Below are 25344 nucleotides of genomic sequence, written 5' to 3'. Positions count from 1 at the left end.
AATCGAAAGGAGAGCATCATGGTGAAAACGCATGACATCCTCGAAATGCGGCATATCACGAAGGAATTTACCGGCGTCAAGGCGCTCGACGACGTCAACCTCACCGTCCGTAAGGGCGAAGTGCACGCCATTTGCGGCGAGAACGGTGCCGGAAAATCCACACTGATGAAAGTGCTTTCAGGCGTATGGCCGCACGGCACGTACGACGGCGAAATCGTCTACGAGGGCGAGAAAGTCACTTTCCGCAATATCAAGGATTCTGAAAAAGCTGGAATTGTTATTATCCACCAGGAACTTGCGCTGTCACCGTTCCTCTCGGTGGCGGAAAACATTTTCCTTGGCTCCGAAATCCAGAAGCACGGGATTATCGATTGGGATGAGACCAATGATCGTGCCCGCCTGCTCCTGGCGGAAGTTGGCCTCGACGTCGACCCCAATACGCTGGTCATGGACCTCGGCGTCGGCAAGCAACAACTCGTGGAAATCGCGAAAGCGCTGTCCAAGGACGTCAAGCTCCTCATCCTCGACGAGCCGACCGCAGCCCTGAACGACGACGATTCCGAGCATTTGCTCGAGCTGATGCGTAAGCTCCAGGGGCGCGAGGTGACCCAGGTGATCATTTCGCACAAGCTCAATGAGATTTCGGAGATCTCTGACCAGGTGACGATTATTCGTGACGGCCAGACGGTTGGCACCTACCCAATGAAGGGTGAGGAAGCGATTTCCGAGCAGGACATCATTCGTCACATGGTGGGTCGCGAGCTGTCAAACCGATACCCGGAGCATGAGTCCAACGCTGGGGACGTGCTTTTCGAGGTGGAGGATTGGAACGTTTTCCACCCGGTGGATACCGAGCGGCAGTTGGTTAAGGGTGCGTCGATCAACGTTCGCGCGGGCGAGATCGTTGGTATCGCGGGGCTGATGGGCGCCGGGCGAACCGAACTCGCCATGAGTGTGTTCGGAAAGTCCTACGGCTACAACATCTCGGGGAAGGTGAAGATGCACGGCAAGGAGGTTGATACCTCCTCTGTCCAGAAGGCGGTTTCCGCCGGGCTCGCCTATGTGCCCGAAGACCGAAAAGGTCTGGGACTGAACCTGATCCAGGATGTGCAGACGAATATCACCTCGGCCGGTTTGAAGAAACTGGTTCGCGGCGGCGTAATCGATGAAGGCGCGGAGGGCGACGTCGTCGAAAAATACCGCGGTGACCTCCGCATCAAGACGGCGAGCACGGCAACACTAGTTTCCTCGCTCTCGGGCGGAAACCAGCAGAAGGTAGTGCTCGCGAAGTGGATGTACACGGAGCCTGAGCTCCTCATCCTCGACGAACCCACGCGCGGCATCGACGTCGGCGCGAAGTACGAGATCTATCAGATCATCAACGAACTCGCTGATTCTGGGAAGGGAGTGCTGGTTATCTCCTCGGAGCTTCCCGAACTCCTCGGAATTTGCGACCGAATCTACACACTCAACGAAGGCCGTATCACCGGCTGTTTCAATGGCAAGGAAGCCAGCCAGGAAGGGCTCATGGAATACATGGCCGGCGATAAAACGGAAGGAAAAGTGGCATGAGCGGAAACGTGAATAAGAGCGTGAGCGGTGCCCACGCGGCCGGAGAAAACGCAACGCCGGAAGGTGGCGCGGCGGCCCAGGCGGCGGCAACCGCCACGCCGAAGATTTCCACCCCCAAGGGCGGGGTAGCAGGCGGTACCGGGGGGCCGGGTGGCAAGGCGAAGCGACGCGGTCCGAACCTGCGTCAGTACGGCATTCTGCTCGCGCTCGTAGCCATCGTTATCTTCTTCCAAATTGCCACCGGCGGCCTCCTCCTAGCCCCGAATAACGTAGCGAGCCTGGTGCAGCAGAACGCCTACGTATTCATCCTCGCCATTGGCATGACAATCGTGATCATAGCTCGACACATTGACCTCTCGGTTGGTTCGGTCGTGGCATTCGTAGGCGGCATCGTCGCATTACTGATGTCCGACATGAACTTCCCGTGGTACATGGCGGCTCTGGTGGGTTTGCTCATCGGCGTGGTGATCGGTTGCTGGCAGGGCTTCTGGGTTGCTTACGTGGGAATCCCCGCCTTCATCGTGACTCTGGGCGGAATGCTGATTTTCCGTGGCCTGGCGATCGTGCTGGTGGAGCAGACAATCTCCGGTTTGCCGGGAGGCTTCGTCAAGATCGCGAATGGATCGGTGCCGAACTTCCTCGGATACCTCCACGACTGCGACGCGGTAACGCTGTGGATTGGCGGCTTTGCCATTGCAGGCATGCTCTGGAGTGCCTTCAACAAGCGGCGTAAGGCGGTGAAGGCCGGGCGCTCGGTGGAGCCCCAGGGATCCTTCATCCTGCGCAATGTGCTACTCGTGGCCGGCCTCGCGCTGGTAACCTACATTCTCTCGCTTTCCGCGGGCGGCACCCCGATCATCCTGATCATTGTGGGCGTGCTGGTGCTGGTGTACTCGTTCGTCCTCAACCGCACCACCTTCGGACGGCACGTGTACGCGGTCGGCGGCAACCTCGAGGCGGCTCGGCTTTCTGGCGTAAATACCCGCCGCGTGGACTTCATGGTTTTCGTGAATATGGGTGTTTTGGCCGCTCTCGCGGGCATCGTCACCACCTCCCGCGCTGGCGCCGCGGTGGCAACCGCCGGCAATGCGTATGAGATGGACGCGATCGCCGCGGCCTTCATAGGTGGCGTTGCCGTTACCGGTGGTCGAGGCAAGATTTCTGGCGCCATTATTGGTGCTCTTATTATGGGCGTGCTCAATATGGGCCTGTCCATCCTCAACGTCGACTCCGCGTGGCAGCAGGCAATCAAGGGCCTCGTTGTTATCCTCGCGGTTGCATTCGACGTGGTGAGCAATAAGAGGAAGTAGGTAAAAGCGCGTAGCCAAATAGCGCTACAGATATTTCCGTAGTGAAGTAAACCCGGGCCCGGATGTGTATTATTGCGATATCCGGGCTCGGCGTTTTATTAAGACTCCGATTGCCTTACGCGGATATTCGGAAGGTAGGTCTGGACCGCGCTAGCAGGTGCGTCTATAGCAGCGACGTCCTGAACGGTTATTGTTGCAATGCGCTTGTGAGGACCTCAAGGGCTTCCGCGAATCCCGCGCCCGTCCCCGCGCCAAAATTGATCACGATGCCGTTCCGGGCGTGGGCGGCACTAGCGCCGCCCCAGTAGTCAGCGAGGGCGGTGAGACGAATTCCGCGGCGCGCGGCCGCGGCGACGATCTGCTCCGCTGGAGTTTCAGTATAAATTGCGGCGAGGATTCCGCCGTCGATCGGGCCGATGGATACCCCGGGCAGGGCAGTGAGCGCCGCGATGAGCGCCTCGCGGCGCCGGCGATAAACGCGGCGCAATTTCTCAACGCGGCGGCGCACCGCCCCGCGCGCTAGGTAACCGGCGAGTGCCTGCTGGGTAATGGCATTGACGGGCTGTCCAAAAATCTTCCGCCGTGCCACGAGCTGGGCTACGAGCGGCGCGGGCGCAACGATATAGCCGCAGGCAAGCGCGGGCGAAATGGTAGCGGAAAAAGACCCGAGGAGCACGCAGCGTTGAGGATCCAAAGATGCGAGTACCGGCAGAGGCATGCCGCGATAGCGAAGCTCGGCCTGAAAATCATCCTCCACCAGCAGTGCACCGCTCGCCCGCGCCCAGGCGATGAGTTCCCCGCGCCGGCCCGCCGAAAGCGAGCCACCATTCGGATATTGATGCGAAGGCGTAACCAGTAGCGCGTCCAAGCCGTCTGCTTTGCCCTCCGCGGGTAGAGCCGTAGGGTCAATCCCACCCGCATCAGCGGGAATATCGGCCAGCTCATGGCCCAGAGCGGGCACAATTTTCCGCAGGCTCGGGTAGCCGGGCGATTCCACTCCCACGCGGAGTGCTTGCGTCGTGCCGCTAGCTCGTGCCCCCATACCGCCAGCTTGTTCCGCTGCCACACCGCCATCTTGCGCTCGCGATTCGCCGTCGGAGCGCAGAGCGGAAAGTAGCAGCGTAAGCCCGTCACGCGCCCCGGCGGTGATCACAATGTTTTCTGGCGCCACCTCGAGCCCGCGCATATGGCGCAGGTGGTCGGCAATTTCGCGGCATAGTTCGGGGGCACCTTGCGGGTTATTCGACGACGCCGTTGCCAGTGCCTTATTCCAGGCGGCCCTCCACTCCGAATCCGCGAGTTTTCCGGTCGAGTTCGCGGCAGGAGTGAAATCAAACATTTCGATGCGTTCCTGGTTTACCTTGGGAGCGCCGCGGCCGAAAACCGTCCTGTCAGGGGCTTCGGATCGGTCTCCAGAGATCTGCCTGGGTTGCCTCATGCTGGCGCGCCCGCTTCGCACCCGCGCCAGTTCCGGATTGACCACCGTCCCGGATCCTTCCGCGGCCACCAAATAGCCCTCGCCAATGAGCTGGTCATAAGCCGTAACCACTGTTCCGCGCGAAACGCCCAGATGCTGCGCGAGGCTTCGCGTGCTCGGTAATTTATCGCCGGGGCTATAGGCGCCGTCGATAATATAACCGCGTAGCGCCTCGGAAATTTGCACTGGCAGGGAAATTGGGAGCCCGCGATTTACACGGAATCCGGTGGGGCTGAGCAACGCGCCGTCGACCCTCGCCGAAAGGTCGGAATTATCGGAAGCGGGGCGCGGGGTGCGAGGCATGGTTCTATTCTGCCTCGCGCTGGCCCAAGTGGTCTAATTAGAAACACGCAAAGCGGATCTAGGAATAGTCCAGTTCCGTGCTTACGGTATTCGGCATGGCAAACGAAACACAGAATCTATTGGAGCGGGCGATTGCTAAGGGGCAGCTCGCGGAGCAGTTCAAGGGCGGCGTGATCATGGACGTCGTCACCCCCGAGCAGGCGCGTATTGCCGAAGACGCCGGAGCCAGTGCGGTGATGGCCCTCGAACGCGTCCCCGCGGACATCCGCGCGCAGGGTGGAATCGCCCGTATGTCCGATCCGGACCTTATTGAATCGATTATCGAAGAAGTCAATATTCCGGTCATGGCGAAGGCGCGAATCGGGCATTTTGTGGAGGCGCAAATCTTGCAGGAAATCGGCATTGATTTTGTCGATGAATCCGAGGTTTTGAGCCCGGCGGACTACGCGCACCACGTCAATAAGTGGGATTTCGAGGTGCCGTTTGTATGCGGCGCCACCAACCTGGGGGAGGCGCTGCGCCGCGTGGCCGAGGGGGCAGCAATGGTTCGCTCCAAGGGTGAGGCTGGCACGGGAGATATTTCTGAAGCCGTCAAGCATCTGCGCAAAATCCGCGAAGAAATCGCGCGCGTTACCGCCATTGATGCCGAGGAACTGTTCGCCGAAGCCAAGAACCTCGGTGCTTCTTACGAACTGGTCCGGTACGTGGCGGAAAACGGAAATCTCCCGGTTCCGGTGCTCGTTGCGGGTGGTGTTTCCACTCCTGCCGACGCCGCATTGGTGATGCAGATGGGCGCCGACGGCGTATTCGTCGGCTCGGGCATTTTCAAGTCCGCGCAACCCGAGAAGCGGGCAAAGGCAATCGTTCGCGCGGTAGAAAACTTCAATGATCCAGCGGTGCTCGCCGAGGTCTCGCGGGATCTGGGCGAAGCGATGGTAGGAATCAACGTCAGTGAACTGCCCGCGCCGCACCGCCTAGCCGAGCGCGGCTGGTAAGAGGTCGCTTTAGTCCCAGCCAAATCAGGAAAAAGGTGGCCGCCGCAGGAATCCCTGCGGCGGCCACCTTATGAGCGCTCGGATTTACTCAGCGTCGGCTGACTTTTTTGAGTTCTTCCGCGCGGGCTTCTTGGCCGGCGCGGAAGTCTCGACCTCCGGCGCCTCGCCGGCGTGGACGCCACCCTCGGGCGCATCCTCAGCCGCGGTGCCCGAGATCAGACCGTGCTCGTCGGGGTGATTATCGCGATAATCCGCCGGCACCCGGCCGCGCGGCGCCGAATCGACATTCGGAAGCGGTTCGGTGGGAAGTTCCTCGCGGCCGCGCTCGCGGGCCCGCTCTTCGCGGTAATCCTCGCTGTAGTCCTCGCTGAGCTCGCCTTCACCGGTCTCGCTGCGGTCGTGATTGGCGTGTTGCGGATCTACCGCGGTGTCGTTGAGCTCAGCCGAGAGCACCACCGGCAGGCCGGAAGGAACATGCTTGTGATCCCCGGGCGCGCCCACTGCGGCCTGCGCCGCGGCAATGCCGATAATCTCCGAGGGGCGCTCGGCGGCCTCGGCGTGTACGTCAAGCGGATGGCCAGCGGCGTCGAGCACCGCGCGGTCCGGCTCGGAAACCCCGCGCATCGCGTCACCTGCCGCCAGGTTGGCCTCCCAGGCGCTCGGCTCCAGGTTCTTCTCGCAGTAACCGAGTTCGCCCTCGTAGGCATCCAAAATCAGGCGCTTGAGATCGGAAACCAGCGGCTGCACCGGGTTGGCGGGCGTGCACTGATCCTCAAAGGCGAGGTATGCCAGGCCGTCAATGGTGCGATCCAGGTGTTCACGGGTCACCCCATTTTCCTTCAGCGACATCTTCACGCCCAGGTCTTCAGCCAACTTGGTGACCTCGCGAATCATGGATTCCACGCCTTCCTCGGTAGTGGAGGCGGGGAAGCCCATGTAGCGAGCGAAATCGGCCAGGTCCTTATCTGCCCGGAAGGATTCGTACTTCGGGAACATGGCGTGCTTGTAGGGCCGGGTGGCGTTGTAGCGAATCACGTGCGGGAGGAAGATCGCGTTGGTGCGGCCGTGCGCCAGATTGAACTCAGCCCCGCACTTGTGCGAAAGCGAGTGCACAATTCCCAGGAACGCATTGGCGAATGCCATACCCGCCATTGCCGAGGCGTTGTGCATCTTTTCCTTCGCGTCCAGATCGCCGTCGAGCACCGCGGCGCGCAAGTTCTCGAAAATGAGCTGCGCGGCGCGAACCGAAAGGCCGCGGGTGTAATCGGAGGCCATGGTGGAGATGTAGGACTCGATGCTATGGGTCAGCGCGTCCAGGCCGGAATCAACCGCGGTGCGGGTAGGCACCGAATCGACGAACTGGGCGTCCACAATTGCCACGTCCGGGGTGATCGCGTAATCGGCCAGCGGGTACTTCACGTGAGTCTCGGAATCGGTAATCACCGCGAACGGTGTGCACTCCGAACCGGTACCGGACGTCGTCGGGATCGCCACGAACCGGGCCTTCGCGCCCAGCTTCGGGAAACGATAAGTTCTCTTACGAATATCCATAAACTTCTGCTTCATGCCGAAGTAAGAAGCCTCGGAATCTTCGTAGAAGAGCCACATCACCTTGGCCGCGTCCATGGGCGAACCGCCGCCGAGGGCAATAATGCAGTCCGGCTTGAAGTCCTCCATCTGCTTGGTGCCCGTGAAAACCGTATTAGAGGTGGGGTTGGGCTCTACATCGGAGAAAATGGTCCACGAAATGTCGTTCTTGCGCTGCTTGAGGTGCTGAATGAGCACGTCCACGTAGCCGTGCTTGACCATTCCCGGGTCGGTCACGATAAAAACGCGCTCGACCGCGGGCATCTTCTGCAGATACTGCACCGAGAAGCGCTCGAAGTACGTCTTGGGTGGTACCTTGAACCACTGCATATTGTTACGCCTTTCGGCAGAGCTCTTAATATTGATTAGGTCGATGGCGGACACGTTATGCGAGACGGAGTTGCGTCCGTAGGAGCCGCATCCGAGCGTGAGCGAGGGAATGAGGCCGTTGTAGACGTCGCCAATGCCGCCAATGGCCGACGGCGAATTGACGATAATGCGGCAGGCATTCATGGAAAGCCCGAACTCGCGCTCAATGAGCTTGTCCGAGGTGTGGATTACCGCGGTGTGGCCGAGCCCGCCGAAGTTCAGCATGTCGCGCGCCCGCAGGAAGCCTTCTTCCTTACCGGAGACGCGCATGAATCCGAGCACCGGGCAGAGCTTTTCCTGCGAGAACGGGTGATCGGGGCCAACCCCCTCAATTGGGACGAGCAGCAACTTGGTTCCTTCGGGCAGATCCAGGCCGGCGCCCTTGGCAATCGACATGGCGCTTTGCCCCACCAGCGTGGAGACAATTCCGCCCTTTTCATTGACCATATAAGCCTCGAGCTTGGGGCGTTCGGCGTCGGTAATGACGTGCGCGCCCATGCGCTCGAACTCTGCGATTACCTCGTCGGCAATCACGTCGTCGATCAAGAGCGCCTGTTCCGAGGCGCAAATCATGCCGTTGTCGAAAGTCTTCGAAAGCAGCAGGTCGTTGACGGTGCGCTCGATCTTGGCCGTCTTTTCGATGTAGACCGGCACGTTTCCGGGGCCGACGCCGAGGGCCGGCTTGCCGGTGGAGTACGCGGACTTCACCATTCCGGCTCCGCCGGTGGCCAGGGTGAGAGAAATGAGCGGGTGGTTCAGGAGCGCGGAGGTTTTCTCCATGGACGGTTCCTCAATCCACTGAATGCAGTGCTCGGGTGCACCGGCGGCAACGGCGGCGTCGTACATGATTTTTGCGGCGGCCGCGGAAGATTCCTGCGCGCTGGGGTGGAAGGCGAACACGATGGGGTTGCGCGTCATAATCGAGATGAGCGACTTGAACATCACCGTGGAGGTGGGGTTGGTTACCGGGGTAACGCCGGCGACGACGCCGACCGGCTCCGCAATTTCGGTAATGCCGCGCTGGGTGTCTTCTTTAATGACGCCAACGGTGCGGTCGTACTTGATGGAGTTCCACACGTACTCGGTGGAGAACAGATTCTTGATGCACTTGTCTTCGAAAAGGCCGCGTCCGGTTTCCTCTACCGCGAGGCGCGCCAGGTGCATGTGGTTCTCAACGCCCGCCAGTGCCATGGCGTGGACGATCTTATTGATCGACTGCTGGTTGAACGGAGAGAATTCATGCAATGCCGTTTGGGCGCGTTCGGCGAGTAGATCGACCGACGGAACCTCGTGCGTTCTAACTTGGGTGTTTGGCTGATTAGTCATCGATACCCCTCATCATGGGTGGTTTATGTCTTTACCACCGCTCATGACTTGGAGATTATATGAGGCCAAAATAACTTAATCGGGATTAGTTTATTTCGTGGCCAAGCGCTCACTAATGCCGATAATTAAGGGGACTTTCGGGCGAAAACTCGCGGTTTTAGATGTCGTAAACTGAGGGCCGAATTTACAATTTTTTGGCGATTTCGCGGTAGCGTTCCCAGGCCGGATTGGCCTCTCCCGGAGCGACGCTTTTGACGATTTCCGGCTCCCATCCTTCGGCGTCGACGGCGAGCCCCGCCACCAAGGCCGCTTGGCGCGCGGCGCCTTTGGCAACGTATTCGCCCGGCTGAGGTATGTCCAGAGGGGTCTCCAGGACATCTGCCAGGATTTGACTCAGTGCACCAGATTTCGTGGCTCCTCCGATAACCATGGCACGATCAATATCGATTCCGCCAGCGCGGAGCGCCTCCAATGCCCCGCGCATGAGGCAGGCCAGACCCTCGTACGCGAGGCGCGCGAAATTCCCGCGCGTCATGGCGGCGGGCGTCATCCCGGAAATACTGGCCGTAGCGTCGGGAAGGTTTGGGGTGCGTTCCCCACTGAAATAGGGTACAAGCGTCATTCCGCCCGCGCCGGGTTCGGCCTTTTGGGCCAGCTCTGCCAGTTCGGCAAAGTCCACCCCGAGGATGCGGCAGAAATAGTCCTGAATCAGAGAGCCGTTGAGGGTGCAGGCAAGCGGTAGCCACTGTCCGTTCGCATCCGAAAAGCCCGTCACTCCGGAAACGGCATCCTGGATGGGGTGATCAGAAATTGCCGCGACGACGCCGGAGGTGCCGATCGAAATGGAGGCTTGACCGGGCTGGAGGTTCAAACCGAGGGCGGCTCCGGCGTTATCCCCGGCGCCGGGCCCCAGAAGTCCCCCGCCCCAGCGGGAATCCGCGCGGCCCACTGCTTCGTACGGCTTTGCAATCCGTGGGAAAACAATTGCGCGCGCAGCCTCCTCGGAGATCCGCAGTGCGTGGGAAATAATGTCGTAGCGGTAAGAGTCGTCGGTGCAGTCGACGTATCCGGTACCCGAGGCGTCCGAGCGGTCGGTGGCGAGATCGCGAATATCGCGCGATCCGGAGATCTTCCACGTCAGCCAGTCGTGGGGGAGACAGACTGCGGCAATGCGCGCGGCGTTTTCCGGCTCATTATCCGCAATCCAGCGCAATTTCGTGACGGTGAGGGAGGCGACGGGCACCGAACCGGTAGCGGTGGCCCAGAATTCGGGGCCCAGTTCTTCGGTGAGCTCGCGTGCTGCGCCCGCGGATTTGGTGTCGTTCCACAGTTGTGCGGGGCGGATCATTTCTCCGGATTCGTCAAGGAGCACCATTCCGTGCTGTTGTCCGCCGACGGCGAGTGCGACGACGTCCTCCAGGCCGCCGGCTTCTTCGGCAGCTTGCTCAAAGGCGCGGAACCACTCGTTGGGGTGGATCTCAGTGCCGGCGGGATGCTTGGCGCGCCCCGCGCGGACAATGTTTCCAGTGGCTGAATCGATAATGACGATTTTGGTTGACTGGGTAGACGAATCGATACCGGCGACGAGTGACATTGAGGCGCTCCTTTGTGCCCGACGTGTTTGTTCTTAAGTAAAACTAATGCCTTTGGCCGAGATTTTCAACGCTGTAGGTTTATGTTTTATGATCATGCAAAGTGCGCTCTTTAGGGTGATCGCACGGCGAGCCTAACAGTGATGGTGAAGTCGAGGGAGGGACGAGTTGCTATGAAGGCTGGGAAAAATTCCACCTCGATTCGGCAAGAAAATCTGAGTTTGGTCCTCGGTGCGATTTTGGGGGCAAAAGAGGGGCCATCGCGGGCGAAACTTGCCACGCAGACAGGGCTCACCCGCGCTACTGTTTCCCGCCTGGTGGACGAGCTCATTAACGCGAGGCTTATCGACGAGTTAGATCCCGTGCGCCCCGCGGTGGGAAGGCCGGCCGCGCCACTGGTGGCGCGCGAGTATCAACACGTAATTTTGGCGGCGGAAATAAACCTCGAATACGTCGCGATCTACGCCCTCGACGTGACGGGGGCAGCCCTGGGAGAGGAAATCATTCGCATGGATTCGCGGCGATCGGATCCAAAAAAAGTCCTTTCCCGGGTGGGTGAATTAGTCGCCAAAGCTGCGGGCGAATTGCCGATGTATTCGAACCTCCTGGAGACGGTGCTCTGCGTCCCTGGCCTTATATCCGCAGACTCGCACACGATTATCACCGCGCCTAACCTCGGGTGGTCGAATGTCGACGCATTACCTTATTTCGATTTCCCCGATTTTGACCCTGCGCGTTTCCGGGTGATGAATGAAGCTGATGCCGCGGCATATTCGGTTCTTTACGATGATCCGGGAGCGCGAGCAGGAGTCGATAATTTCCTCTACATTTCTGCGGAGGTCGGGGTTGGCGCCGCCATTGTTTTCGATGGTCAGCTCTTTGCCGGCGACCACGGCTGGGCCGGCGAGATTGGGCATATGTGTGTGGATCGTTCGGGGCCAAAGTGCCGGTGCGGCTCAAACGGTTGCTTGGAGCAGTATGCCGGCGCCGATTCAATTATCCGCAATGCGGGTTACCGTCTCGATATTCCGCTCGAAAGAATCGCGGAGCTTTTTGATGCGGGAGATTCCGGTGCTCGGGCTTCAATTGACGCCTGTGCAACGGCGCTGGGAACCGCTATCGCGAATGTTCTGAATTTGCTCGACCTTGAACTTGTGGTGCTCGGCGGTAACTTTGGCCGGCTCTACGACCGCCTTGAGGTAATTATGAATGCCGAAATCGAGTACAGAGTACTCGGGCGGCGTTGGGAGAACGTCGAGGTCACGACGTCAACATACGGTGATTCGGCCTCCGCGCGGGGCGCGTGCCTCGCCGGTTTCGCAAGGATTTTCGCGAATCCCGAGATCTGGAACGAGCGCGGAATACCTATTTCTTTTGACTAGGCCCTTACCTCGGACTTTTCCTTCGGCTAGGTGGCCGCGCGGCAGGCTTTTATGCGCCTACACCCGTGGCCTAAAGCAACCGCGGACACAGGATCTAAATCGCCGCGATACGCCACCAGGCCTGGTGGCTCTCCCCGGGCTCGAGGCGGAGCAGGCCGGTTCCGGAATTAAATGCATTGGCGGGGCAAGTCATCGGTTCGATGGCGATACCCGTGCGGTCCGGGAAAGGAGGTTTTCCAATATCGGCCGTAAATACCTGGACCCACGGCAAAGTTTGCGGGTCCCAGATCAGCTCCGCGCCCCGGCCTGAACCGTCGGTGATTCGCGCGTGGGCAAAGCCGTCCTTTCCAGCCCGCAGTCCCGTAAAGGCGTGATCGACTTTGGCGCTCCCGATGAGGCGCGGGTTGCGGTAATCAAATTCGCCGTCATTCCACGAGTCGATGCCGTGCGAGGCAACCGGCAACATCTGATCCGTGCTCGCCTCAATCACTTCGGTTGCGGGTAGTTCCAGCTGCCAATCGTCCGCGATTCCTTCGGGAGCGCAAAGATACGGATGGATTCCCGTTCCGTAAGGGGCTGGTCGAGTCCCGATATTCGTCGTCGTCACCGTCCACAGAAGGCCGTTCTCCCCGAGCTCGTAGCGGGTTTCAACGGCCAAGGCGCTGGGGTATCCCGGTTGGGCCGGGATACGGGTTCGCCAAACCATGCTGGCCCGCCCGTCCGAATCGCTTTCTGTTACGGGTGGGGCGTCGTCGGCGGCGACGTCGGAAAGCTCCCAATCGAGCCAGCACGCTAAACCGTGGAGCGCGTTGTTTAGTTCCGGCTCATTAATTGCGGCCTGGTAGACCTCGTCGTCGAACTCGTATTTTCCGCCCGCCAGACGGTTGGGCCAGGGGACGAGCACCGCTCCCTGAAAAGCCGGGCGCGGGGAGGTGGGGTCCCAGGATGAGACGAGGTCCGCGCCCTGAAAAGTGAGACTGTGCAGGGTGGCGCCCACGCTAAAAACTTTGGCCTGGTAACCCGCGGCGGAAATGGTCGCGGAGGTTCCGGCGGTGGGTACGTGCTCGCTACTCATAAATGCTCTCCCGATTGCGTCGTTGCGTTCCTGGTATGAGATTATTGCAGGTATGGCAAGTGAGCACGAAGATCAAGTGAATCCGATCGTGGACGGCGCAACGCCCTCCGAAACGTGGAAGCGAATGACAAGCGGCAAGCTGTACGTTGCGAATGACCCGTATCTTAATGCGGTCCGCGAGGAGCATTTGCCGTACCAGGAAAAAATGAATGCGATGGCCTCTCATCGCAACGCCGACATACACGCGGTGGCAGAGAAGCTTTTCGGGAATTTTCCGGCTTCGGCGACGATTGTTCCGCCGGTTTCTTGCGACTATGGCGCGAACGTGCTCATTGGCGAAAACTGCTTCGTGAACTCGGGAGCGACTTTCCTGGACGTCGCCCCAATTCGGCTCGGTAACCAAGTGCTCGTGGGACCGAACGTCACGTTCACGACGGCGTCGCACCCCATCCATCCACTCACGCGCAATTCGGGGCTCGAGTACGGCTTGCCAATTACCGTCGGTGACGGAGCCTGGATCGGAGCCAGTGCGACCATTGGGCCGGGCGTGCAGATTGGTGAGAACTCGATCGTTGGTGCGGGAGCGGTTGTTATGCGCGACGTCCCGGCCAACGCAATCGTGGTAGGCGTACCCGCCCGCGTGCTGCGTTACTTTGACGACGCCGACTACGAAAAGGCTCTGACCGATATTGCCGACTATGAGGACGCTATGGGACCGGTGCCGGGGTTGGATCGGAGCCTACTTCAATGGAATGTGAGATAACAGCGTAGCTGCATTGGGTGGCGTACGCGTTCAGGCGTTCAGGAACTACGCCCGCCGGCTGATATCGGTCCCGAGCGCGTGCGCGTTCAGTCGGTAAAATCCTTCTAAAGAAACTTTTCCAGAGAACGCGGTAAAGATGGACCTGTTTGCCAAAGAACTACCAACAAGAAAGCCCGGCAAACGCTCGGCTTTACGGGATGATGTCTATGTGCAAATTCTCGACCGGCTTCTGGGCGGAATGTACAGCCCGGGCGATCCCCTTACCATCGACCAACTAGCCAGGGAGTTCGAGGTTTCGCAGACCCCTATTCGAGAGGCATTGGTTGAACTGGAGAAAACTGGGCTGGTTGAGCGTGCTGCGCGCCGGGGCTATCGTGCCGCCGCTCCTCTAACTAGTAAGCAGATGGAGGATCTGGTAGAGGTGCGGATTCTGCTTGAGACCGCGGCCGCCCGGAAAGCTTTTGAATGCCGAGAGTTATTGGTCCCGGAATTACGCGAAGCGCTACAGAAACAGCAGGCCGCCGTGAGTTTTCTTGAGGCTTCAGAAGGGCCCTTTGAACTTAGTCAGCTTCGTTCCTATTTCGAGGCCGATTGGACTTTTCATGAAGTAATTCTTCGTCATTCCGGTAATCCATATTTGCGCTCTTCAGTTGATGCACTTTCTTTCCAGGTGCATCGGATGCGGCAAACGTTGGGGACGGGAAGTTCGGATGGGCCCGATGCTTTGCGCGAGCACGCCGAGATCGTGAGGGCATATCAGGAGAAGGATGAAGGCGCCGTCGTCGAGGCGCTCTCTGCGCACCTTGGGAAAGTTCTCGAACGGTCGCTCTCCGGTCGATAAGAGCGCGGCAGTAGGTCTTTCCGATTTAAAAGAGTCGTAATTAGAAAAACCCTTGCGATAAATCGTATAGGATATATTATGGACTCATTCCGCAATGGCGCGCGAAGGAGTATTAATGTATACGGCAGAGAATTGGCCTATTGCCGCGAAAATGAACTTCGGGAATCGAACCCACGATGGGGTTAAGATGAACGATGCAGATATTTCTGAGTGGCGAGAATGCTTTCAGCAGATCGTAGATTTAGGTTTCACTGCCTATGATCCAATTGATGATTGGATCGAGCTAGCAAATCTGTCCGAGACGCGATTCGCTGAGTTCAAGAATCTTGCACAGGAAATGGATCTGGAATGTCCCGCTATTTCCATTGGTCGTCGGTCGATTGTGGATGTTGAAAATGGTGAGAGGAATCTTGATTTCGTTCACCGAACCATTGAGCGTGCTGCGGAATTGGGCGCGGAAATTGTGGATATTGGGTTCATGCAGGCGCTTACTCCGGCGCAAGAGAAGGCACTGTGGTTCTGGTTGGAGCCAGGGCATGTCGATGATCCGGAGTTGCGTGGTCTAGCCATTGAACGAGTTCGTGAGTTGGCGGATCATGGCGCATCACTGGGTGTCTCTCTGAGCCTTGAAATGTATGAAGACACGTTCATTGGCACACCCGACGAAGCGGTCCACTTCGTCGAGGACGTGGATAGGGCAAACGTTGGTTTGAATCCTGATATCGGGAATTTGGTGCGGTTGCATCGCCCGATGCCCAGGGGAGAGGAAATGTATTCGCGGGTACTTCCTTATTCAAACTTCTGGCATATCAAGAACTACTTGCGCGATGAGGATCCGGCTACCGGCTCCTACATGTCCGCACCGATCCCCCTGAAATTCGGAATCATCAACTACCGAACGGTGATTCGTGAGGCAGTTCGTCTCGGGTATTCGGGGGTCTTCCAGGTGGAGCATTACGGATCTGACTGGCTAGGCGTCGGCGCGATGAATCGTGACTACATTCGGGAGGTGCTTTCGTCAGCATTGAGATAAGTGGGGAAATTTCGTGGTCGTGATTCATCTCGGTATAGCGAGTGCGCTTTAGATGTTTTTTAGAAAGGGCGAACAATGGCTGTTCCAAATTTGACTGTTACCTTGGGTGATCTTTCGGGTATTGGTCCCGAGCTTGCCGTGAAGTTGTGCGCGAAGGAAGAGAATCGGCAAAAGGCGAATATCCAGCTGATAGCTAGCAAGGCTGAGGTTGAGCGGTACTCGCAGGAGGCGGGGGTTTCTTTCCCGTATAGCAAGGAGTGTGTGCCGGGGGAGGTTCGCCTAATTGATTCTGATCTTCCCGATCAGGTGGTTGAGCGCGGCGTGCCGTCGTTGGCGGGCGGTCAGCGTGTAAAGGCAGATCTTCTCAAGGCCATACGGCTATACAAGGAAGGGAAGACAAACGCAATTCTCTTCACTCCGTTGAATAAGACTGCGTTGCATGATGCGGGGATGGATGAGGAAGATGAGTTGCGGTGGTTTGCCAAGGAGTTGGATTACCACGGCTTTACTTCCGAGTTGAATTTCATTCCGGGGTTGACGACGTCTCGAGTGACTTCTCATATCGGCATCAAGGATGTTGCGGCCCGGATTAGTGCCAAGGGTGTTTATGACGCGATTGTGCTCCTCAACGAGACGATTAAGGGTATTGGCGTTGAGAAGCCGCGCATTGGAGTGTGTGCTTTGAACCCCCACGGTGGGGAGAATGGACAGTTCGGGCGAGAAGAAATTGACCATATTGAACCTGGCGTGCGCCTCGCTCAGTACGAAGATATTGATGTTAGTGGTCCATTCCCGCCGGACACGATGTTTATGCGTGCGAAGAACGGTGGGTATGACGGCGTCGTGACGATGTATCACGATCAGGGTCAGATTGCATTGAAGACGATGGGATTTGATCAGGGCGTGACGGTGCAGGGCGGTTTGCCGGTGCCGTTGTGTACGCCGGCGCATGGTACGGCATATGAGATTGTGGGCCAGAACAAGGCGTCTCTTGGACCTTCACAACGTGCTTTTGATATTGGTGTGGGACTCGGAAAACAGAATATGGAGGCGTGAATAAGGCACTAAGAGTTGTCGGGGATAGGTAGCCTGCTACGTGCTGAGCCTGTACGAGCGAGGCTACCAACCTCCCGCTCGGCCAGAACGGTCGATTCGGAAGAAGGTGCCAGCGTGGTCACCTTGGAAGTGAGGGCGAAGAGGCCACTCGCTTATCAAAAACTCATCGCACCGCATTTTCTCGGTGGCGCATATGGATGAAGCAGGTAATTAACAGTGGCTTTCCGCTGGTAAAAACGTTACGCAATGAAGCGTATGGGGGCTTTTATGCAAAGTTCGAAGAGTCAGGCTGTCCAGCCAAAGAAAGCTGAACAGCCAGCGCTCGAAAAAAGCGTGGTGAAGCGCGATCCAGGGCAGTGGATAGCCCATTTTGTTCTTCTCGGAATCGGCATTTGCGTGTTTGTTATGGCATTCGGATACGGATTCTTTGAGGAGAATGGCGAGGTTGGGCCAGGTCTGGTTCCTGGACTTGCAGGAGGAGTGATCGTCCTTGCCACCTTGTGGGATATGTGGAAGAGCTACAAGGAAGAAAAAAAGGCCCATCCTGTGGGTGAGGCTAAAGCTGATGGCGAGCAGGATGTGCTCGACGCGGAGGATGGTAGCGAGTCCCAAACTCGCACGGGTGCGGTACTTGCCGTTTTTGGCGTACTTCTCGCGGCGGTTGTGCTCACCCGATTCATCGGGTTGTTGTTGTCGCTCGTCGTCATGGTCTTTGTGCTAGTGACGTTCGTGGAACGTAAGAAATGGTGGCAGGGCTTGCTCGAGGCGGGTTGTGTTTTCTTGATGGGCTACGTGGTATTTATCGTCCTCCTGAATGTTCCGCTTCCTAGCGGCACTCTGGGTCTGATTTAGGAGTTCAGATGCTAGAAAATCTTGCGATAGGTTTTGCAACCTCATTCACACCAGACAATTTATTGTGGTGCTTTATTGGTGTTCTGCTCGGAACCGTTATCGGAATGTTGCCGGGACTTGGAGCGACGACGGGCGTGGCGATCATGATTCCGCTAACGCTCACGATGGAACCGGTGACTGCGCTCATTATGCTGGCTGGTATTTACTACGGTTGCCAGTACGGCGGAACAATAGCCGCGGTTCTCATTGCCACTCCCGGAGATGCTAATGCGGTGGCAACGGTAGTCGATGGATATGCACTGGCGAGGAAGGGACAGGCTGGAAAAGCACTTGCAATTGCTGCGATCGGATCGTTTATCGCTGCGATCGTTTCGCTCCTTATTCTCTGCTTGATCGCGACGCCGATCGCCGCTCTCACTGTGACATTCGGGCCAGTGGAAATGCTGGCAATAATGATCATGGGTCTACTCACGATTATCTCGTTTGCTGGTCAGAATCTCGCCCGAGGCTTGATTATGGCAGGTCTGGGAATATTCCTATCGACGGTGGGCATGTCTGCGGGCTTCGCCAGTTCGCGGTTTACCTTCGGGAGTATTGACTTGCTTGCCGGAATCGACTTTGTGGTCGTGATGATTGGCGTCTTCGCGATTGGTGAAGTCGTGAGCCAGATCGGACAGGGCAATGTGAAGCCAATTCGAGTTCGAATGAAGGATACGGTCATTCGCGGCAAGGACGTCAAGCAGTCACTGCCAGCCATCGGGCGCGGAACTATCTTCGGGTTCTTGCTGGGATGCTTGCCCGGTGCGGGCTCTACTCTCGGATCCCTGGTTTCATATTCGGCCGAGAGTCAGATCTCCAAGAACCGGAAGAATTTCGGAAAGGGAGCGATTGAAGGTGTTGCCGCTGCGGAATCAGCTAATAATGCGGCGGCGAATGCGAACTTTATTCCAACGCTGACGCTAGGTGTGCCGGGTGGTTCAACCACGGCCGTGCTCCTGGGTGCATTCGTGATGTATGGGATTCAGCCGGGGCCGTTGCTTTTCGAAAACCAACCGTCGCTCGTGTGGGGCTTGCTCACCTCTTTCTTCATCGGCAACGTGATTCTTCTCTGCCTTAATCTGCCGCTGGCGCCGGTTTTTGCGCAGGTCCTTCGCCTGAACTACTCGTACCTCTACCCCATCATCCTGTTCTTCAGTGTTATTGGGGCTTATGCGGTCGCGAATGACGTCTTCGCTCTGACGGTTGTTTTCATCGCTGGGGTGGCTGGCTTCTTCGTCAAGAAGTTCAATTATCCGACGGCGCCGCTCATCCTGGGGCTCGTGCTCGGCCCGATGTTCGAGCGTTATTTGGTGCAGACTTCGGCTTTCGCTTTCGGAGACCTCACGGTAATTATCCGATCCCCAATCGCTGTGGTAATTCTGCTTGCCACCGCCGCACTTATGTTGGTTCCCCGGCTGGTTCGCCGGTTCACGGCGCGCGGCAAGGAGCATGTGGAAGAGAACATTATGGCTACTTCCGAAGAACTACGGACTTCTTCTGACGAGGATGGTAGTTCCGCGGTGGTGGAGAACGCCGACGAGCCACAGTTGGTTTTGGCGGAGCAGGCTCGCGAAAGTGATGCCTCAGATAAAACGACAGTGAATAATCCACGTTCGGAGCCTGACGGCCAGGGTGTGGGTGAATCTCGGCGCGAATAGCGTGCCGGCAAAACAAAAATATTCAGCTCAAAATCATCAAAGGAGATGTTATGAAGCGCAATAAATTGGTCGCAATTGCAGGATCGGTTTTGGCGGCCGGTTTGGCCCTCAGCGGCTGTAACGGAGGAAACAAGGGTAACGTCGATGCCGACGGAAATTTTTACCCCGGCGATAAAATTACAATGATGGTTCCCATGGGTCCTGGCGGTGGATCAGATATGTTCGGCCGCGCCGTTGCCTCCGGTCTGGAACCCATCACCGGAACGACGATTAGCGTGGAGAATAAGGCGGGCGGCGGCGGGGCTGTAGGATATGGATCTTTCGTGTCCAGCAAGGGTGATTCCAGTCGGCTGGTCGCCTCAGAAACCGCACTTATCAATCTCGCTATTACCGAGGATGTTCCGTTTAGCTGGCGTACCTTCACCCCGATCATGAAGGTCGGCCAGGATCCTTCCGTCATGATTGTTCCGAAGGAATCGAAGTACAGCTCGTGCATGGACGTAGTGACTGAAGCAAAGTCCCGCTCGGACGTTCAGGTCGGCGTTTCAGGGGGCGTGACAGGCAATGATGCAATTCAATTTGGCCTGATCGAGAAGGATCAGGGAGTCACGTTCAACCGCGTTCCGTATGAGTCCGGTGGCGAGGTTATCACCGCGCTACTCGGTGGGCACATCGATGCGGGCTTGTCTAACCCGTCAGAGGTTGCTGGTCAGCTCGAGGCTGGGAATCTGAAGGCGCTGTGCGTTCTATCGGCGGAGCGGCTTGAGTATCCCGAGGTATCTGATATTGAGACTTCGGTTGAACAAGGCGTGAATGTTACATTCTCGCAGTTCCGCGGTATCTTCGCCCCTGGTGAGATCAGCGATGAGGCGCGTCAGTATTGGATTGATGCCTCGAAGAAGTACATCGAGACCGATGCATTCAAGGAGTACATGTCCTCTAACTACATGCAGGTTGACCCGCTTTTCGGAGATGACTTCTCGAGCTACCTAGAGCAGTACGAAAAGGATCTTGCCGCTGGACTCGGTAAGGAAGTTTCCAAGTAGTAAATAGGCGGCGATGGCGCGCGTTCTTGGTAGCAGTGCCAGGAACGCGCGCCTTCTCATCTCTGGCACTTCCTTTTAATGTGAAAGGATATGGCGGGCGCCGATTGCTGTATTGAAAGTAGATAGAGGTGCGGATGGAGAATTTTGGAAGCGCTCTGCTCTTCGCGACGATGTGTATGAGCGCATCCTCGATCGTCTCTTAGGAGGCCTGTATGGGCCCGATGACCTTCTGAAAATTGACCAATTAGCGCGTGAGTTTGGGATTTCTCAGACGCCTATTCGAGAGGCGCTGGTAGAGCTTGAAAAAACTGGCTTAGTCGAACGGATGGCGCGCAGGGGAAACCGGGTGGCTCCGCCGTTTACAAACGAGCAAATGCACGATCTGATTGAGGTTCGGATCATTCTGGAAGGCGTAGCTGTGCGTCGAGCATACGCGCAGAAGGCCAAGGTGGTTCCGGAGCTTCGCGCAGCTATGGAGAAACACCGTTGGGCGGTTCGAAATCTTGAAATTGCTGATGGTTCATTACGATTTGGAGAGCTTCGTTCATACTTTGTAGCCGATTGGAACTTTCATGAAATAATCCTTCGGTACGCGGGTAATCCCTATATAAGCGCTTCGGTAGATGCGCTTTCGTTTCAGGTTCATCGGATGCGACAAGCCCTCGGGACGGGCACTTCCGATGGGCCGGATGCTTTAGGAGAAAATGCTGAAATTCTGCAGGCATTTGAATTCGGCGCCGTAACGGAGGCTGAGCGTGCCCTGGAGGATCATCTTGCCCAGGTCTTGGGTCGGTCACTCTCGGGGCGGTGAGTTTCGAGTCAACGGCTCGCCTCGCGCGGGTTAGTTAAATCGAGAAGTTGCTTTGTGAAATATCCTATAGGATATATCATGTATATATTCCGCAAAGATGCGTGAGGGGAGAGCGTATATGCGTCGCGGAGTTGCGGCGTTGCCAGTGGTGGCGTTCTAACGCAAAGTCCATACGGCAATTCGGCGAGTCTTCGCGATTTTATCCGTTCCACTCGATCTTCGGGAGCGGAAATCAGGGGTTTGGCGCGTGTCTTTGACGCGTGCGAACAATGGGTTTCCAAGCTTTAGGGGAGGAAAAATGAAGTTTTTTGACCAATATCGGGTAGTGGATTTATCGATGCTGATTGAGCCACATTGGCGTTTTAAGCCAGAGTTCGGATTTAAAGAGATTCCGAAACCAGAATTTAGTTTTAGGTCAACCGTTCTGCAAAGCTACGGAGCTCACAATTTTTCGCATTGTGATGCTCCGCAGCACGTCGATAGGAGCATGGAGACCATTGAGCAGATGGATATCCGACGCTTCGCGGGGGAAGCATCCTTAATCGATGTCAGCGATCTAGGGGATAACGCACCGATCACGCGCGAGATTCTTGCTGATCGCGGGGGGCATCTCCGCGAAGGGGACATTGTGCTTCTGCGGAGTAATCAGGCGTTGCGCCATCCCACCACGGATGAAAAATACTGGACGTTATCTCCCTGGGTAACGAAGTCTGGCGCGCAGTTCCTACTGGAAAAGAAAATTAAGGCAGTTGCTTTTGATTTTCCACAGGATCGCGGAATACGTGAGGATTATGATCCCGAGTTTGAACCGAGCGAGGAAAGTGTTGAGGATTGGGCGTGCCATATGGTCCTGCTGACTCAAGGGGTTGTGCAGGTGGAGTACCTCAGCGGCCTTGAGGCGTTAAACAAAGAACGGTTCCTATTTTTTGCGGCACCATTGAAGATCAAGGGATCCGATGGTGGGCCCGCTCGCGTCTATGCCTTGGAGGAGAACAATGACTAGCGGGCTTAACGAGAAGATTGAAATTCCAAAATCCCCTAAGCGGCGCTGGAAAATCCTCATTCCCATTATTATTACGATCTACATCATTGCGTATATAGATCGAGTAAACATTGGTTTCGGAATGGAGGGTATCCGAGAAACCCTCAATATGGATGCCGGGCAAGCCGGTTTCGCCGCCGGTATTTTCTTTATTGGTTACCTGGTTCTCCAGGTCCCTGGCGGCTACTTGGCACAGAAATATAGTGCGCGCACGGTTGTTTTCTGGCTCATGATCGGTTGGGGCGTGACTGCTGTTGCAGCCGGATTTGTACAGTCGTACGCCCAGCTTTGTACCGCCCGCTTTGTGCTAGGGGTTTTTGAGGGCGGAGTTCAGCCCGCGTTGATGGTGTTGATTAGTCGGTGGTTCTCAAAGGAGGAACGCGGAAGAGCTTTCTCACTCTTTATCATGCATAATCCGATCGCGACGGTTATCACCGGCCCATTCGCGGGTTTGATCCTGATGTACGGAAACTGGCGCGAACTGTTCATTATTCAGGGAGCGTTGCCGCTGGTTATTGGAGTAGGGCTCTGGTGGTACTTCGCTGCCGATAACCCCGAGCACGCTCGCTGGATTGACCAGAGCGAAAAGGATGAGATCCGCGCCCTCCAGGTTCTCGATGGTCGCGATAAGCCAGTGGAGTCGGATTGGCGTGTGGCTGTCCGAAATCCCTATGTTTGGTACCTCGCGTTCCTCGGAATGTTTGTATGGCTGGGCTTCTATGGTCTGCAGATTTGGCTTCCAACCCTTCTCAAGCAGTCTTTCACCGGCAGCCTCACGGTAGGACTAGTATCGGCAATCCCTCCGATCTGCGCTGCGATTGCAATCTGGTACAACGGCCGGGCATCTGACCGGGATAAGCAGTACACGATTCGAGTTGCTGTTCCGCTAATTCTCGGGGGAATTGTGCTGGCTTGCTCCTCGTTTGTTACTTCAGAGCAACGTTGGCTCGTGGTGGCGCTTTACGCGTTGGCAACCGCGTGCCAGCTTTCCTTCTTCTCCCCGTACTGGACCATTAATTCCATTATGCTTCCGCCAGCTGCGATTGGCGCGGGATACGGAATTATCAATGGGATCGGGAATCTTGGTGGAATGCTTGGTCCGTACATTGGAGGCTGGCTACAGGATGCAACCGGTGGGAACCTCTTTGCGTCGACGATCTTCTTTGGCTCATCTGTCATCATCGCTGGTTTAATGGCCCTAGCGCTAACGTCACGTGTGAGGAAGCAGGTGGCAGAAGATGAAAAGCGCCGCGAGAAGCTTACGGATTCCGGTAGCGCCGCGGTTCGTCGCGATGAGGGAGATGCGGCCTAGAGCGCGTACCGTTTCCAGGTTCCTACTTAACTAACCAGCAGATTTCGTGTAACCCCGAAAATAGAAATGCAATGGAGCAGACATGACATATATTTTCAATGATCCGAAACGGTTTGCGGCGGATGCTGTGGAGGGCTTCGCGGCCGCGTATCCCCAGTACGTGATGCCGGTGCATGGAGGTGTTGTCCGCTCTACCGCGAGCCCGGACGGCGAAGTTGCCCTCGTCATTGGAGGCGGTTCGGGCCACTATCCGGCATTTTCCGGATGGACTGGGCCGGGCATGGCGCACGGTACCGTGTGTGGAAATGTGTTTGCTTCACCCTCAGAATCCCAAGTGGTATCCGTTTCTAGAGCAGCCGATAACGGCGGCGGAGTGCTGATCGTCTTCGGAAACTATGCCGGGGATGTGTTGCATTTCGGAGCTGCGGCGAAAGACCTGCGTGAAGACTACGGTCTGGACGTTCGAATCGTCACCATTACTGATGACATCGCTTCCGCACCAGCTGATAAGCATCGTGAGAGGCGAGGAATCGGCGGCGACGTCTTCGTTGTCAAGGTGACGGGTGCTGCGGTTGCGGAGGGTGCAAGTCTCGATAAAGCGGAGGAAATCGCTTGGCATGCCAATGATTCGGTTCGCACCCTCGGGGTTGCCTTCACGGGTTGCACCTTGCCCGGATCCGCTGAGCCTCTCTTCACCGTGCCGTCGGGTAGGATCGCGCTCGGATTGGGAATCCACGGTGAACCGGGAATTTCCGAGCACGAGCATATGACCGCAGATGAGCTCGCTGAGTTGCTGGTTTCTCGAATTATGGAGGAGGAACCGGAACGGACGGAGGATGGTTACCGCGGCCGGATCTGCGTCGTCGTGAACGGACTCGGGGCCACAAAGTACGAGGAACTCTTCGTATTCTTCGGCTCGGTGCTCAAAAGCCTTGAAAGTCGGGACGTTGAGGTGGTGGCATCGCTCGTTGATGAGCAGGTGACTTCCCTCGATATGGCGGGAGCCTCTCTGTCGATCGCCTTTCTCGACGACGAACTTGAGCGCTACTGGCTCGCGCCCGCGGATACACCAGCTTTGCGGACCGGCAACGTTGGTGCGCAGGAGCGGCGTACGTGTGCGGTGGTGTCCGACGAGGAGAGCGTGCTTAAGCCAGGAAGCGAAGATTCCGCGAAGCAGGCCGCGAAGATTGGCAAGATAATTGAGGTACTGGCACAAACTGCAATCGCTGCTGAACAGGATCTTGGAAAACTTGATTCCATCGCGGGCGACGGTGATCACGGGCAGGGCATGGTGCTTGGCTCGGTGGCGGCACGGGATGCGGCACGGCGTGCGGTCGAGGCGGGCTGTGGCGCACGAACATTGCTTGATGAAACCGGTAAGGCATGGGCCGAGGGGGCTGGCGGAACCTCTGGAGCTCTGTGGGGCGAGGCGATCCGCGCCGTCGGGAAGAAACTCGACGACGCGAAGGCGTGCGACGATAAGGCACTCGGCACCGCCGTTGCGGCGGGCGCGAGGCACGTTGCAGAGCAGGGCGGAGCGCAGGTAGGCCAAAAGACGATGGTGGATGCCACCGAACCGTTTGCCAAGGCGCTTGAAGAAAAGTTACAGGGCGGAGCATCGCTTGGCGACGCTTGGCGAAAGGCAGCGGAAGTTGCAACCAAGCAAGCCGAGGCAACGAAGGATATCGTCGCTACGAAGGGCCGGGCAAAGACTCACGGGGATGCCTCGCTGGGTTACCCGGATCCGGGCGCGGTGTCCTTTGCTCTGCTGATGACGAAGGCGGGTGAAGCACTCGGGTAAATTGACCACTCCAACCGCTAAAGTGCGCATGTGCGCGAAAAGTCGGAGAAACGCGCCGAGATAATAGGCTGGTAGTGAGCGTTTCGGGTGTTGAGATTCGAA

The 25344-nt window shown here is 57.3% G+C and carries 19 protein-coding genes; 15 read left to right on the top strand and 4 right to left on the bottom strand.

What is annotated here, in order from left to right:
* Window positions 1-18 precede the first annotated feature (18 nt).
* Together mmsA and mmsB are read left to right on the top strand one after the other, a co-directional pair.
* Entirely contained in the window at window positions 19-1572 is a 1554-nt protein-coding gene (mmsA, locus tag BN2664_RS05895; RefSeq protein ID WP_007001118.1) for a multiple monosaccharide ABC transporter ATP-binding protein, read from the top strand.
* The gene (gene mmsB, locus BN2664_RS05890; protein ID WP_007001119.1) at window positions 1569-2882 is read left to right on the top strand and encodes a multiple monosaccharide ABC transporter permease; all 1314 of its coding nucleotides are present in this window, start codon (window positions 1569-1571) and stop codon (window positions 2880-2882) included. Before mmsA ends, mmsB begins: the two co-directional genes overlap by 4 nt.
* A 187-nt stretch (window positions 2883-3069) precedes the next feature.
* On the opposite strand, the gene pdxR is transcribed toward mmsB, so the two are convergent.
* On the bottom strand, window positions 3070-4662 hold the full coding sequence (pdxR, locus tag BN2664_RS05885) for a MocR-like pyridoxine biosynthesis transcription factor PdxR (RefSeq protein ID WP_007001120.1): 1593 nt from the start codon (window positions 4660-4662) through the stop codon (window positions 3070-3072).
* A gap of 95 nt (window positions 4663-4757) precedes the next feature.
* Here pdxR and pdxS point away from each other — a divergent pair, with 95 nt between their 5' ends.
* Entirely contained in the window at window positions 4758-5657 is a 900-nt protein-coding gene (gene pdxS / locus BN2664_RS05880; protein WP_051014170.1) for a pyridoxal 5'-phosphate synthase lyase subunit PdxS, read from the top strand.
* Window positions 5658-5741: 84 nt separating this feature from the next.
* On the opposite strand, the gene adhE is transcribed toward pdxS, so the two are convergent.
* Both adhE and xylB read right to left on the bottom strand, forming a co-directional pair.
* Entirely contained in the window at window positions 5742-8939 is a 3198-nt protein-coding gene (adhE, locus tag BN2664_RS05875; RefSeq protein WP_058120646.1) for a bifunctional acetaldehyde-CoA/alcohol dehydrogenase, read from the bottom strand.
* Between the two features lie 184 nt (window positions 8940-9123).
* Window positions 9124-10533 carry a xylulokinase gene (xylB, locus tag BN2664_RS05870; RefSeq protein ID WP_007001123.1) on the bottom strand — a complete coding sequence of 470 codons (1410 nt, stop codon included), beginning with the start codon at window positions 10531-10533 and terminating at the stop codon, window positions 9124-9126.
* Window positions 10534-10704: 171 nt separating this feature from the next.
* Here xylB and BN2664_RS05865 point away from each other — a divergent pair, with 171 nt between their 5' ends.
* On the top strand, window positions 10705-11913 hold the full coding sequence (locus tag BN2664_RS05865; RefSeq protein WP_007001124.1) for an ROK family transcriptional regulator: 1209 nt from the start codon (window positions 10705-10707) through the stop codon (window positions 11911-11913).
* Window positions 11914-12007: 94 nt separating this feature from the next.
* Here BN2664_RS05865 and BN2664_RS05860 read toward each other — a convergent pair whose 3' ends face one another.
* Entirely contained in the window at window positions 12008-12988 is a 981-nt protein-coding gene (locus BN2664_RS05860) for an aldose 1-epimerase family protein (protein ID WP_007001125.1), read from the bottom strand.
* A gap of 52 nt (window positions 12989-13040) precedes the next feature.
* Here BN2664_RS05860 and BN2664_RS05855 point away from each other — a divergent pair, with 52 nt between their 5' ends.
* The 11 genes from BN2664_RS05855 (at window position 13041) to BN2664_RS05805 (ending at window position 25242) form a co-directional block, all read left to right on the top strand.
* Window positions 13041-13751 (top strand): sugar O-acetyltransferase, encoded by a 711-nt coding sequence (locus BN2664_RS05855; protein WP_007001126.1) that lies wholly within the window; start codon window positions 13041-13043, stop codon window positions 13749-13751.
* 136 nt (window positions 13752-13887) lie between these two features.
* Window positions 13888-14592, top strand: coding sequence for a GntR family transcriptional regulator (locus tag BN2664_RS05850; protein WP_007001127.1), 705 nt, complete (start codon window positions 13888-13890; stop codon window positions 14590-14592).
* A 115-nt stretch (window positions 14593-14707) separates the two neighbouring features.
* Window positions 14708-15625, top strand: a complete 918-nt coding sequence (locus tag BN2664_RS05845) for a sugar phosphate isomerase/epimerase family protein (RefSeq protein ID WP_007001128.1) — start codon at window positions 14708-14710, stop codon at window positions 15623-15625.
* 75 nt (window positions 15626-15700) lie between these two features.
* On the top strand, window positions 15701-16681 hold the full coding sequence (locus BN2664_RS05840; RefSeq protein ID WP_007001129.1) for a 4-hydroxythreonine-4-phosphate dehydrogenase PdxA: 981 nt from the start codon (window positions 15701-15703) through the stop codon (window positions 16679-16681).
* 336 nt (window positions 16682-17017) lie between these two features.
* Entirely contained in the window at window positions 17018-17533 is a 516-nt protein-coding gene (locus tag BN2664_RS05835; protein WP_162137567.1) for a tripartite tricarboxylate transporter TctB family protein, read from the top strand.
* Between the two features lie 8 nt (window positions 17534-17541).
* Entirely contained in the window at window positions 17542-19230 is a 1689-nt protein-coding gene (locus tag BN2664_RS05830; protein WP_007001131.1) for a tripartite tricarboxylate transporter permease, read from the top strand.
* Between the two features lie 50 nt (window positions 19231-19280).
* On the top strand, window positions 19281-20276 hold the full coding sequence (locus BN2664_RS05825; protein ID WP_007001132.1) for a tripartite tricarboxylate transporter substrate binding protein: 996 nt from the start codon (window positions 19281-19283) through the stop codon (window positions 20274-20276).
* A gap of 172 nt (window positions 20277-20448) precedes the next feature.
* The gene (locus BN2664_RS05820) at window positions 20449-21087 is read left to right on the top strand and encodes a GntR family transcriptional regulator (RefSeq protein WP_007001134.1); all 639 of its coding nucleotides are present in this window, start codon (window positions 20449-20451) and stop codon (window positions 21085-21087) included.
* 298 nt (window positions 21088-21385) lie between these two features.
* Complete coding sequence (locus BN2664_RS05815; RefSeq protein ID WP_007001135.1) at window positions 21386-22090, top strand: cyclase family protein; 705 nt, start codon at window positions 21386-21388, stop codon at window positions 22088-22090.
* The gene (locus BN2664_RS05810; RefSeq protein WP_007001136.1) at window positions 22083-23441 is read left to right on the top strand and encodes an MFS transporter; all 1359 of its coding nucleotides are present in this window, start codon (window positions 22083-22085) and stop codon (window positions 23439-23441) included. The genes BN2664_RS05815 and BN2664_RS05810 overlap by 8 nt, the downstream gene beginning before the upstream one ends.
* Window positions 23442-23523: 82 nt before the next feature.
* The gene (locus BN2664_RS05805; protein ID WP_007001137.1) at window positions 23524-25242 is read left to right on the top strand and encodes a dihydroxyacetone kinase family protein; all 1719 of its coding nucleotides are present in this window, start codon (window positions 23524-23526) and stop codon (window positions 25240-25242) included.
* The last annotated feature ends 102 nt before the right edge of the window (window positions 25243-25344 follow it).

It is taken from the genome of Actinobaculum massiliense (assembly GCF_001457435.1).
GTDB classification, from domain to species: Bacteria; Actinomycetota; Actinomycetes; order Actinomycetales; family Actinomycetaceae; genus Actinobaculum; species Actinobaculum massiliense.
Note: the sequence above shows the minus strand (reverse complement) of the source record. Positions and strands in the feature narration are given on the sequence as shown.